The organism is Photobacterium salinisoli, from assembly GCF_003614885.1.
Taxonomy (GTDB): Bacteria; Pseudomonadota; Gammaproteobacteria; order Enterobacterales; family Vibrionaceae; genus Photobacterium; species Photobacterium salinisoli.
Map to the genome: position 1 here is coordinate 1752861 of NZ_QZMS01000007.1, position 12811 is coordinate 1765671.

9 protein-coding genes and 3 tRNA genes are annotated in these 12811 nt (G+C 53.3%); 6 read left to right on the forward strand and 6 right to left on the reverse strand.

The genetic code is table 11. From position 1 onward, the window contains the following. Positions 1-30: 30 nt before the first annotated feature. From aroC to D6M16_RS08690, 4 genes are all read right to left on the reverse strand, one after another. On the reverse strand, positions 31-1128 hold the full coding sequence (aroC, locus tag D6M16_RS08675) for a chorismate synthase (RefSeq protein WP_120511444.1): 1098 nt from the start codon (positions 1126-1128) through the stop codon (positions 31-33). 92 nt (positions 1129-1220) lie between these two features. Next, positions 1221-2279, reverse strand: coding sequence for a 23S rRNA pseudouridine(2604) synthase RluF (rluF, locus tag D6M16_RS08680; protein WP_120511934.1), 1059 nt, complete (start codon positions 2277-2279; stop codon positions 1221-1223). Positions 2280-2549: 270 nt separating this feature from the next. Next, positions 2550-5687 (reverse strand): multidrug efflux RND transporter permease subunit, encoded by a 3138-nt coding sequence (locus D6M16_RS08685; RefSeq protein WP_120511445.1) that lies wholly within the window; start codon positions 5685-5687, stop codon positions 2550-2552. Continuing rightward, entirely contained in the window at positions 5687-6787 is a 1101-nt protein-coding gene (locus tag D6M16_RS08690; RefSeq protein ID WP_120511446.1) for an efflux RND transporter periplasmic adaptor subunit, read from the reverse strand. Before D6M16_RS08690 ends, D6M16_RS08685 begins: the two co-directional genes overlap by 1 nt. A gap of 215 nt (positions 6788-7002) precedes the next feature. Here D6M16_RS08690 and D6M16_RS08695 point away from each other — a divergent pair. The 4 genes from D6M16_RS08695 to D6M16_RS08710 all read left to right on the forward strand — a co-directional run bounded on the left by D6M16_RS08695 (position 7003) and on the right by D6M16_RS08710 (position 9360). Further along, a tRNA-Tyr gene (locus D6M16_RS08695) sits at positions 7003-7087 on the forward strand. A gap of 70 nt (positions 7088-7157) precedes the next feature. Beyond that, positions 7158-7242, forward strand: a tRNA-Tyr gene (locus D6M16_RS08700). A gap of 68 nt (positions 7243-7310) precedes the next feature. Further along, positions 7311-7395 (forward strand) — tRNA-Tyr (locus D6M16_RS08705). 225 nt (positions 7396-7620) lie between these two features. Next, on the forward strand, positions 7621-9360 hold the full coding sequence (locus D6M16_RS08710; RefSeq protein WP_120511447.1) for a response regulator: 1740 nt from the start codon (positions 7621-7623) through the stop codon (positions 9358-9360). 7 nt (positions 9361-9367) lie between these two features. Here the strand turns inward: D6M16_RS08710 and D6M16_RS08715 are convergent, their stop codons facing one another. Continuing rightward, a complete protein-coding gene (locus D6M16_RS08715; protein WP_120511935.1) occupies positions 9368-10342 on the reverse strand; it encodes a glutathione S-transferase family protein in 975 nt (324 codons plus the stop codon). Between the two features lie 181 nt (positions 10343-10523). Between D6M16_RS08715 and xthA the strand changes: the two genes are divergently transcribed. Beyond that, positions 10524-11330 (forward strand): exodeoxyribonuclease III, encoded by an 807-nt coding sequence (xthA, locus tag D6M16_RS08720; RefSeq protein ID WP_120511448.1) that lies wholly within the window; start codon positions 10524-10526, stop codon positions 11328-11330. A gap of 63 nt (positions 11331-11393) precedes the next feature. Further along, positions 11394-12044, forward strand: a complete 651-nt coding sequence (gene grxB, locus D6M16_RS08725; RefSeq protein WP_120511449.1) for a glutaredoxin 2 — start codon at positions 11394-11396, stop codon at positions 12042-12044. Between the two features lie 89 nt (positions 12045-12133). On the opposite strand, the gene D6M16_RS08730 is transcribed toward grxB, so the two are convergent. Further along, entirely contained in the window at positions 12134-12811 is a 678-nt protein-coding gene (locus D6M16_RS08730) for an ABC transporter permease (RefSeq protein ID WP_120511450.1), read from the reverse strand.

Sequence of the window (12811 nt, forward strand, 5' to 3'; positions counted from 1 at the left end):
GCCAGCTTTAATGATCGGCCGGTTTGCGCTTTAGTCAATTTCTTTCAGCTTAGGTGTCGAGGTAATCACATCGGCGTTTTGCGCGCGGTGGCGCAGCAGGTGATCCATCAGCACGATAGCCACCATGGCTTCTGCAATCGGCACTGCGCGAATGCCGACACACGGGTCATGGCGACCACGGGTAACGACTTCAGCGCTTTCGCCCTGCTTGTTGATTGTCTCACCCGGTACGGTAATGCTGGATGTGGGCTTGAGTGCCAGATGGGCGACAATATCCTGCCCGGATGAAATCCCGCCTAGGATGCCACCAGCGTGATTTGACTTGAAACCTTGCGGTGACATGGCATCGCGGTGTTCGCTGCCGCGCTGTGTCACGACATCAAAGCCATCGCCAATCTCCACGCCTTTTACTGCGTTGATGCCCATCAGTGCATGGGCAATGTCAGCATCCAGGCGATCAAATACCGGCTCACCCAGTCCAACCGGGACATTCTCAGCCACCACTGTCAGTTTGGCACCGATGGAATCGCCTTCCTTCTTAAGCTTACGGATCAGCTCATCCAGCGCATCGACTTTCGAGGCATCCGGACAGAAAAACGCATTCTGCTCGACCTGATCCCAATCGACCGTATCAATACTGACGTCGCCCATTTGCGACAAGTAAGCACGTACTTCGATACCGTGAACCTGTTTCAGGTATTTTTTGGCAATTGCGCCAGCCGCTACCCGCATCGCGGTTTCACGGGCGGAAGAACGGCCGCCACCGCGGTAATCGCGGACACCGTATTTTTGCTCGTAAGTGTAATCAGCATGGCCGGGACGGAACAGATCTTTGATCTGGGAGTAGTCTTTCGAGCGTTGATCGGTATTTTCGATCATCAGACCGATTGAGGTACCGGTTGTCTGGCCTTCAAACACGCCGGCGAGGATTTTCACTTCATCCGGCTCGCGACGCTGTGTGGTGTACTTAGAGGTTCCCGGACGGCGACGGTCGAGATCGTGCTGCATGTCGGCTTCTGTCAGTGCCAACCCGGGTGGGCAACCATCAACGATGCAGCCCAGCGCCAGACCATGGCTTTCGCCGAAGGTGGTGACGCGAAAAACTTGTCCAATTGTGTTGCCTGCCATGACTTCCCCTGTAACTTTGCTTCTGGCTTTTTGTAATCATTGAATAGTGCAAAGTTGCGCAGGGGAATGCAAGCAGAATCGGCGTTCAGCCGTTACTGGTCTTTCTTAGACTTCCATTTTTTGATGCCGGGCGATGTCGACTCATGGCCTGAACGGTCCGGACGGCTGCCTTTTGGCCCTTTGTTCTGTCCGCCGGATTTCTTATCGTGCGGCCGCTGCGTTGATTTACCAGGCTTGCCACCCGGACGACGACGCTCAACCTCACCTTTACCTTTATAGGTTTTATATCTGACAGGTACTTCTTTCTCACTCTGCTGGCGGGCATCGTACAGTTTCGCGTCTGTGGCTTTGCTGATGGCCTGTCCCTGACTATCGACCCGTGAGGCTTCTTCTGTTTTGCTCGACAACACAAGTAAACGATTGATCTCTGCCATTTCATCATCGGTCAGATAACGCCATTTACCGTTTGGCAGCCCGTCGATGGTGATATTCATGATACGGACGCGGCGAAGTTTATAGACTTCAAAGCCCAGCGCTTCGCACATACGACGGATCTGGCGGTTCAGACCCTGCGTCAGCACAATACGAAAAGAATAGGTGGTTTCTTTGGTGACTTTACAAGGCAAAGTCACTGTATCCAGGATCTCAACACCCGATGCCATTTTTGCCAGAAACGCTTCGGTGACCGGTTTATCTACCCGCACTACGTATTCTTTCTCGTGTGAGTTGCCGGCGCGGAGGATCTTGTTGACGATATCACCGTCATTGGTCATGAAGATCAGACCATCTGATGCCTTGTCCAGTCGGCCGATCGGAAAAATACGTTTGCGGTGACCAATGAAATCAACAATATTGCCTTCAACATGCCTTTCTGTGGTACAGGTGATCCCGGCGGGTTTGTTGAGCGCAATATAGACAGGCGGCTCTTTGCGGCGCAGCGGTTTGTCATCCACCAGCACTTCATCATCCGGGCCGACTTTCACTCCCATTTCTGGCTGCTGGCCGTTAATCAGCACCCGTCCTTGCTCAATCAGTTTGTCGGCTTCCCGGCGCGAGCAGTAACCTGTGTCACTGATAAATTTATTCAGGCGAACCAGACTGGTGTCTGAGGATGGTGCGTCATTATGAGACTGAGGTTTATTTTCTGGCATGATGATCTTCTTCATTGTGCGTTTCACAACGCGTTCGGAAGCAGGGATTTTACTGAAAAATAGTCGAATTTCCATGCTTTCACAGACAATGCGCTGCGAAATACACAGCCCCATCATCCGCATACACTGTATCAGGCTGATTATAATGCGTTTTCATACTTATTTAGGGCAGAGCTCGCTCATATTACGGTAGGATATCGATTCTGATTATCTCTGGATGATGTCACGATATTCAGCAAGACAAAGGGGCTTAACGCCCCTTTGATTTATTTACCGGTTCTCATCCAATGGCAGTTCGCCGTGAGATCGACGCCCGACATAATCATGTTCCAGAGCTTTTTGCAGTTGTGCCGCGACATGGCCCGGCGACTGGGTTTTCGCGCACACCAGACGATACATGGCCGGGATCACGAACAAAGTCACCAGAGTGGCAAACGCCATGCCAAAGAACACCACAGTCCCGACCGAAATCCGGCTTTCATAACCCGCACCGCTCGACAGCAGCAACGGTAATGCACCAAACAAGGTCGTGAATGCCGTCATCAGGATCGGGCGAAGACGCCGCGCTGAGGCATCGACAATCGCCTGCTCAAAGGCAATGCCTTTATCCCTGAGCTGGTTAGCGAATTCGACAATCAGAATACCGTTTTTGGTCACCATACCAATCAGCATAATCATACCGATCTGACTGTAGATATTCAGGCTCTGCCCCATCAGGATTAGCCCCAGCAAACCGCCAAAGATCCCCAGTGGCACGGTCAGCATCACTACCATAGGGTTAATGAAGCTCTCAAACTGCGCGGCCAGCACCAGATAAGCCACCAGCAACGCCAGACCGAAGATCATCGCCATACTGCTCTGATTCTCGCGGAAATCCTTGGATTCGCCGCCATAGTCGATCACGATATCACTCGGCAGCATAGACAAAGCCTGCTCATCCATAAAATCCAGCGCTTCGCCCAAGGTATGGCCGGGCAGCAGGTTGGCGGTAATGGTGATCGACTTCTGCTTCTCGTTATGGCTCAGCTTACGGGCAGCCGCGACTTCTTCGACCTTCGCCACACTGTTGAGTGAAACCAGCTCACCGTTATTGGCACGGACATAAATCCGGCTCAGATCCATCGCATTGTTAAAACTGTTTTCATCACCGCGCAGATACACATCGTATTCCTCACCGCGCTCGACAAACGTGGTTTCACTGCGCCCGCCAAGCATAACTTCCAGCGTTTCGGCGATATCCGATTGCGGAATGCCCAGCTCGGCAGCACGGGGGCGATCAACCGTCACGACCAGTTCAGGTGTGGTTTCGGCGTAATCTATGTCCACACCGTCCATCATGCCGCTGCCCTGCGCAACATCTTTGAGTTTTGTGGCCCAGGCGAACAGCTCGTCGTAATCGGCCCCGTTGAGGATAAACTGCATCGGCTCGGACGAGCCGCCCCTGAATCCCGGCATGAAGGGCCAGACACGAATATCCGGAATGCCCTGCAGCGCTTTGCGGATCACGCCGAGGGCTTGCGTGGCACTGATATCGCGATCTTCCCAGTCTTCCAGCTGCATTATGACAAAACCGGTCTGATCCCCGGCCCGCCCGCCAAAGGCCGGCGTCTGGATGCTGACAGAGCGGATCAGCCCTTTGCCCACCATAGGCAGCAAGCGCTGCTCAACCTGTTCGATATTGCCGACCATACGGTTATAACTGGTGGCTTCCGCCCCACGGACAAAGGCAAAGATCACTCCTCTGTCTTCAGACGGCGCAAGCTGACTCGGCACCATTTTAAACAGCCAGGCACTGGCGCCTACTACGGCAACAATCAGCAATGGCGCTGCCCAGCGCCAGCGGACAGCCTGAGTCACGGCTTTACGGTACACCGCCTCCAGCGTTGCAAACTGACGGTCGACAAAACGGTTAAAGGGGCCCGGTTTAACATTGGCTTTAAGCAGTTTGCTGCCCAGTACCGGGCTTAAGGTAAGTGCCACCAGAGAGGAAAACAGCACAGACATTGCCAGCAGAACGGAAAATTCCGTGAACAGCGGTCCCACCATTCCATCCATAAAGCCGATAGGCAGGAATACCATCACCAGCACCAGTGTGGTGGCAATCACCGCAAAACCGACCTCTCTGGTGCCTTTAAACGCGGCCAGCAAAGGCGGCTCGCCCCTTTCGATATGGTGGTAAATGTTTTCGACCACCACAATGGCATCATCCACCACCAGCCCGATAGCCAGAATCAGGGCCATCAGGGTCAGCAGGTTGATGGAAAAACCCAGATAGTAAGCCGCCATGAAAGCGGAAATCAGCGATACCGGCACTGTGACCGCCGGGATCAGGGTCGCCCTTGCCTGTCCGATAAAGACATACAGCACCAGCACCACCAGCGCGCCTGTGATTAATAAAGTGTTGTAAACCTCGTTGATCGAACGCTCAATAAAGATGGTCGAGTCGTAGTCCACCGCCAGCTGAGTGCCGTCCGGCAGAAAACGCTGCAGCCTGTCCACTTCTTTTTGTACCGCCGCGGCGGCTTGCAGCGGGTTGGCATCTGACATTGGCACTATGCCTAAGCTCAGGCTCGATACCCCATTGCTCTTGAAGGTGGCATCTTCGTTTTGCGCGCCTATGGCTACATCAGCAACATCTTTGAGGTAAATGGGCGTGCCGTCTTCGGTCTGCCGCACCATCAGGTACGAGAAATCTTCTGCGGTGCGGTACAAACGTGCGGTGCGCACCGACATGGTAGTCGCATCGTTACGCACTTCGCCGCCCGGCAGCTCAACGTTCTCATCACGCAGGGCGTCGATAATATCCGTGGTGGTTACGCCGCGCCCAGCCATCTGCTCAGGCAACAGACGGACATACATGACTTTATACAGCGCGCCGGTCAGTTGCACCGAGCTGACACCATTGATCAGGCTGAACCTGTCGGTTAACACCCGATCGGCGTAGTCAGTGAGCTGCGAGCGGTCCATTTCGCTTGAAGTCAGATTGATATAAATAGCCGCTTCACCCGACCCGTCATCTTTGGAGACAATCGGTTCATCCGCGCCATCGGGCAGACTGCGCCGGGCCCGGGAAACGGCGTCACGTACGTCGCTGACTCCTTCTGTCAGGTTCCAGCCCATTTCGAACTCAACGCTGATCCGCGAGCTGCCGTTACGTGTGGTAGAAGTAATACTTTCAATGCCGCTGATGCCCGACAGTTCATCTTCCAGCACTGTGGTGACACGGCTTTCCATGATGGTTGCCGATGCCCCTTCGTACGAGGTGCCGATACTGATCACCGGATTTTCAACATCAGGCATTTCCCGGACCGGCAACTTACTGAATGACACCAGACCGAACACCACCAGCAGCACGCTCAGTACTATCGCGACTACCGGGCGTTTTACTGCAACGTCAGATAACCACATCAGGCATTATCTCCCGCTTGAGCCACGCTGGCAGCCTGAGTATCTGACGGGCTGACATCCTGCACAGCCAGACCATCACGCATATTGACCAGTCCCTGAACCACAATGCGATCACCGATCTGAATACCCGATTCGATCACCACTTCGTTTTTCACTCTGGCGCCCAGTGTTACTTCAGTTCGGTGCGCAATGCCTTTGGCATCAACCCGGTACACGAAGCGCTTAGTACCGGAGTACTCCAGCGCCTGAACCGGAATAATAGCGGCCTGCTGCGGAGTAAAATCCAGTGCCGCCGCCATCAGCATGCCGGGCTTAAGCTTGCCACTGGTATTGTCAAACGAGACGCGCACCCGGATATTGAGTGATTCAGCCTGAACCCGTGAGTCGATCGCCTGAATCGTGCCGTGAAATGTGTCATCCGGCCATGCCTGACTTTTTGCCTGCACCGCCATGCCTGGTGCCAGTTTAGACAGGTATTGCTCAGGCACTTGTACGTCGAGACGCATGGTTGACAGATCATCGAGCGTAAACAGCTCACTGCCGACCGTCACTGTATGACCTGCACTGAAGTCAATCAGCCCCACCGTACCGACAAACGGCGCACGGATCTGGTGATCATCCAGCTCCGCTTTAGCGGCATCAAGACGGGCTTTGGCGATGCTCACGCTCGCCTGCTGCGCAATGAGTTCGGTCTGGGTCAGCGCGCCGCGCTTCACCAGGCGCTGATATTCGGTGTATTTACGCTTTTCGTCGTCATAATAGGCTTTCGCTTCGTCGTAAGCAGCCTTGGGTTTGGCGTTATCGAGCTGAACCAGCAACTGCCCCTGTGTCACTTTCCGCTCGGTATCCACCACGATGCGATCCACCTTGGCAGCCACTTCAGTGGCAATAGTCACTGAACGCTGAGCGGCCAGTTTGCCCACCAGAGAAACCGAACTGACCACTTGGTGTGATGTCACTTCGCCTGTCGCAACCGGGACGCTGCGCCCAGGTTTGGGCTGGCTGGCGGCTTGGGCAGCATGAGACTGCTGCTGAAAATAGAAATAGCCCCCGCCGGCCAGGGATGCCGCTACCACAACGGCCAAAACAACTTTCTTCATGCTTTCGCATCCTGTTCTTTGTTATGGGCTAATCATATCTGACCCACAGAATAATCGGGGTAAAGAAATGTAAAGCTAAGCAAGTTTTCCTCACAAAAAAGCACAAACCGTAGACGTAACTTGCAAAACGACGAAAAATCCAGCAAGCAACGATGAATATTCAGAAAAAGGGTTTACAGTCTTCACCTGTTTGCTATTATCCGCACCGCACTTGTGGAGGGGTTCCCGAGTGGCCAAAGGGATCAGACTGTAAATCTGACGGCTCCGCCTTCGAAGGTTCGAATCCTTCCCCCTCCACCATTTTTGATGAAAGTGGTATGCTGTACGGCTTTCATGGCTGATAAAGCCAGACAATACGTAAAAATCCCGTGGAGGGATTCCCGAGTGGCCAAAGGGATCAGACTGTAAATCTGACGGCTCCGCCTTCGAAGGTTCGAATCCTTCTCCCTCCACCATCTTTTCTGAGAGTGGCGCTTTGCTGCTTTCACGGCTGATATAGCCAGACAATACGCAAAAATCCCGTGGAGGGATTCCCGAGTGGCCAAAGGGATCAGACTGTAAATCTGACGGCTCCGCCTTCGAAGGTTCGAATCCTTCTCCCTCCACCATCTTTCAAGCCAGCGCATTGCGCTGGCTTTTTTTATTCCTCTCTTTTCTCTCTGCGTCGCGTTGCCCTGCACCGTTCTCACTTTTGCGACTTTATGATTTCTTGCCCTCTGATCGCTTCATAGCACAATTTTTCACCACAAAAACCGACTACACTCAGTCTATCTAAAGTGTGACTGCCGCCACATTTGCATGCAGTTGCATCCTGGTTGTTCTGAGGACATAGGATGGCTACCCGTTTGCACACCATGAGCCTTGCTCCCCCGCCCTGGCATAAGCTGAAAGTCTTGCTGGTCGACGATCAGCCCAGCGCCCAAAGCCTGATGAAAGGGGTATTAGTACAGATTGGCTTGCGTCACATAGACACCGCCGCCAATTACCGCGAAGCCATTCGCCATTGTCAGCGCTCGGCCTATGATCTGCTGATGGTCGATTATCACTTAGATAACACCCTGACAGGCAGTGAACTACTTACCCTGCTGCGGAAAAAACAGCTGCTCAGTGCCGATTGCGGGATTGTGATTTTTTCGGCTGATACCAGTGCCCGAGTGGTGCTCAATGCACTGGCGGTCGAACCGGATGCCTTTGTCACTTTGCCACTGCCGCTCAATACATTGCAGCAAAAGCTGAGCCATGCATGGCGTAACAGCCAGACCCGGCTGCCTGTCTATCAGAAACTGAGTGAGCACGGCCTGGATCAGGGGATCCGGCACTGTAAACAGCAACTGCTGCAGCATGGCCCGGATCACCAACTGGAGAGTTTGCTGCTCGATATGCTGATGGAGAAAAAAGACTGGGTACAGGCACGACGCTATATCCGGCTATTTCAGAGCTATCATCCTTCAATCAAAATCACGCTGGCGGAAGCCAGAGTTGAGTACCAGTGCGGTCATCCGGCCAAAGCCCTGCAATTGCTGACGCACCTGATCGGGAAACATCCCCTGTGTCTTGAGGCAATGGACTTACTGGCAAACTATCAGGCAGAGCAAGGGCAACTGCTACAGGCAATGTCCACAGCCAAGCGGGCATTGAAGCTTTCACCGTCTGCCAGCCACCGGGCCCTGAAGGTCGCCCAGCTGGCTGCTGAATGCCGGCAACCTGATGCACTCGCTCAGGCCGGACTCTCATTGGCTACACATCTGCCGATTATTGATGTCGGCTGGATTATTTGTCTGGCCGAATTCAGCGCCAGCTTCGAGCAGTTGTATTTCAGTCTGGATGATCAGCGCACCCGCCGACAACTCCGCCTGACGCTGACTCAGATAGCCCTGCGTGCAGACCGCAGATTACTGCCCGCGCAAAGACCTTTTCTCTATTGCTTCAAGCAACTACTGAGTGCACGGCTGCTGATGGCGCAAGGCAAAATGCTGAAAGCCAAGCGCCGTTTACTACTTGGCTTGTCCGGCTATTTTGACCGCCTCAATAAACTGCCGTCAGTGATTCTGGCCGATGCCCTGCCGCTGCTGTTACAGCTGGGCGAAACCAGCCTGATTGCCGATATTTGTCAGGTGCTGAAACACAGGGACAGCTTTGACGGCCACAGCCAGTTAAGGCTGCAGGCGTTGCGGGAAAATACCCATGCTTTTGACGCATTGCGCTGGCTGGAGTCCACCTTCAAACGCGCTCAGGCCATTCGCCACGCACAGCCGTCCCAGGCGCTGTTTCATTTTGATGCCATCATTCACGATTACCCGCTCTGTAGCGAAGCACACCTGGGACGCCTGGATTGCCTGCTCAGACAAAAGGTGCCAGCCCGTGCAGACAATGTCCGTCACAGCCTGCTTGCCGTCAGTATGATGCCTCTGCCTGAAGCTCAGGCGCAGTGGCGCAGCGAGATACTGAGCCAGATGCGCGCCGGCGGACAATCTGATCAGGCTTCAGGCAGTTTGTCTGTGCCGCTGCCTTACTCGGTCAATCGCGACTTGCCACCGGTCCGCATTGAGATCTGGGCGCCATTGCTGCATTAGGTGTGAATCAGGAGATCAGGCTGATTCTGTCCCTGTTGTGCGATGAGTCCAGCTCCAGCTCAGGCCCCAGCGGCACCACGCCGGTTGGATTGATCATCTGATGGCTGAAATAGTAATGACGTTTGATGTGGTAAAAATCGACCGTCTCAGCCACACCCGGCATCTGGTACAGCTCCTTCAGGTAGCCCTGTAAATGCGGATAATCGGCAATGCGCTGCTTATTACATTTAAAATGGCCCACATACACGGCATCAAAGCGAATCAGCGTCGTAAACAGTCGCCAGTCGGCTTCAGTCAGTCGGTTACCGGCTAAATACCTGTGATTGGCGAGATGGGCATCGACTTTATCTAAAGCCGCAAATAACTCAGAAAACGCCGTGCTGTATGCCTCCTGAGTGGTGGCGAAACCACACCGGTACACACCGTTATTGATCGACGGATAAATAAACGCGTTCCACAAATCGATTTCTGCCTGAACCGACTGAGGATAATAATCATCCTGGTTGCCGGTGATCTCGTTAAAGGCACTGTTCAGCATGCGGATAATGTCTGATGACTCATTGCTGACTATGGTTTGGGTCTCTTTGTCCCACAACACGGGGACTGTCACCCTGCCGGTATAATCCGGTTTGGCTTTGGCATACAGCTGATGCATAAACTCAAAGCCGTACAGAGGCTCCGGCTGCTCAAACTCCCAGCCGTGCTCCAGCATGTCCGGGCTGACCACAGTGACCCCGATATGCGGCTCCAATCCTTTCAGGCTACGGAATATCAAGGTCCGGTGCGCCCAGGGGCAGGCCAGTGAGACATAAAGGTGATAACGACCGGATTCCGCTTTGAAGCCTTGCTGGCCCTGAGGCCCGGGACGGCCGTCCGCCGTTAACCAGTTACGGAAGCCAGCATCTTCACGCACGAATTCACCGTCGCTTTTCTCTGTGTCGTACCACACATCGTGCCACACACCTTTGATCAGTTTGCCCATACTCGCCTCACCGTTGATTTTCACTTGCCTTCATTATAGGAAAGGCAGGGACACCAGTCGGCGCAGAAAATCCGGTAAAGATCATCAAGATATTCGAACAGCTCAGCGCTGGCCTTACGCTATGACAAGCAACTGTGCTAGGATTGCTGCATTCTAAACCCTGACAATACAGAATCATCAAATGAAAGTTATTTCTTTTAATATCAACGGATTAAGAGCAAGACTCCATCAACTGCAAGCGGTAATCGATAAACACCAGCCGGATGTGATCGGACTGCAGGAAATCAAAGTACATGACGAAGCCTTTCCGTTGGCAGACGTAGAAGCCATGGGTTACAAGGTCTATCACCACGGCCAGAAAGCCCATTACGGTGTGGCGCTATTGTGCAAGCAGGAGCCGCTTCATGTTCGCAAAGGGTTTCCGACCGATGATGATGAAGCCCAGCGCCGGATGATTATGGCCACCTTTGAACAGGCTGACGGCAAAACAATAACCGTGCTGAACGGTTACTTCCCTCAGGGTGAAAACATTCATCACGAAACCAAGTTTCCGGCCAAAGAAAAGTTTTATGCTGATCTGATGACCTACCTTAATACTCATCACAGCAATGATGAAGAGCTGGTGGTCATGGGCGATATCAATATCAGCCCGATTGATCTGGATATCGGCATTGGCCCGCAAAATGCCAAGCGCTGGCTGCAAACCGGCAAATGCTCCTTCCAGCCGATTGAGCGCGAATGGCTGAAAACCCTGATGGACTGGGGATTTGTCGATACCTTCCGTCAGCTTCATCCCACCGCGGATGACAAATTCTCATGGTTTGACTACCGCTCTAAAGGCTTTGATGACAACCGCGGCCTGCGCATTGATGTGGTTCTGGCGACTCCATCGCTGGCGGCACGCTGCCAGGAAGCCGGTATTGACTATGAGCTGCGCGGCATTGAGAAACCGTCTGATCACGCACCTATCTGGTCTGTTTTCAAATAATCACCACCATAAATCCACACCAGCCCCATCAGTCCGGGGCTGTGTTTGAAGAGGTTTGAATAAATGAAACTCTTTGTTTTCGACCACTGCCCGTATTGCATTAAAGCCATGATGGTTGCCGGGCTGAACAAGGCCGATGTTGAGCTGGTTTACTTACAAAACCATGATGTGCAGGCGCGTATTGATAAAGTGGGTGCCAATATGGTGCCTATCCTGCAAAAACCTGACGGCAGCTTTATGGCAGAAAGCCTGGATATTGCCCGCTACCTGGATGAGCAGGACGGCCAACCTCTGCTGGCGAAGGCCCAGCATGAGACACGTATTGCCAAGTGGTACGACGCCGCACGGCCTTATAGCAGCCGTTTAGTGTATCCGCGCTGGCTGATGATTGCTCTGCCTGAATTTCAGTGCCAGGAAGCCAAAGACTGGTTCGAGAACAATAAATCAGCCATGATCGAGCAAAGCTTCGATGACGCCTTTGCAAAGACAGCTCAGTACCTCAGTGGCATGGAAGAGGTGCTGGCTCAGCTAGACTGGCTGACACTGCCTTCCGAGCGTGAGAATGTGCTTAGCTATGACGACGTCAATCTGTTCCCGACCTTAAGAAACCTGACCGTGGTTAAAGGGCTGACTTTCCCTTCCCGCGTGCGCCAGTACCTTGATCAAGTCGCCGCCCTGACGGGCATCAGCCTGTACGATGCGGTGGCGGTGTAATCGCTGAATTCCCCCTGCGATAACTTGCCATAAACAAATAAGCCAAGGCATCAGCCTTGGCTTAGTGTTTGAAACGTGGAGAACTCTTGTCAGCTCAACGCTTTCATGTGGCGCAGGAATCGCCCTTCAAGCTTGCGGAAAGCCCAGATCACAGTGAACGTCAGCACCATGTAACACAATCCAGCAAACAGGTAGGATTCAAAAGGTGCGTAATAACGGGAGTTCACTATCCGTGCCGCACCGGTCAAATCCACTATGGTGACAATACCGGCGACCGCCGAGCCGTGAATCATGAAGATCACTTCATTACTGTAGGCAGGTAAGGCGCGGCGCAGCGAGCTTGGCAAAATTATCCGGCTGAATGCCTGCCAGTGGCTCATGCCATACGCTTTTGCTGCTTCCACTTCCCCTTTCGGCATACTGTTAATGGAACCCCGCACGATTTCTGCCGTATAAGCCGCCGTGTTGAGCACAAAGGATACCAGGGCACAAAACCAGGCTTCTTCCCAGAGCGTACCCTGCACATTGAGCAGTTGGCTCATGCCGTAATAAATCAGATACAGCTGCACCAGCAGTGGTGTACCACGGAAGAAGTAAATGTACGCCCAGGCTGGTCCTGAAATCAGCGGATTTTTGCTGTTTCGTGCCACACCGATAGGAATGGAAATCACCAGACCAATGGCAAGTGCCAGCGCCACCATCCACAGTGTGGTGTAAAACCCTTGCAGATACAGCGGCCAGCTATCAGTCAGAATACTAAAGTCCAT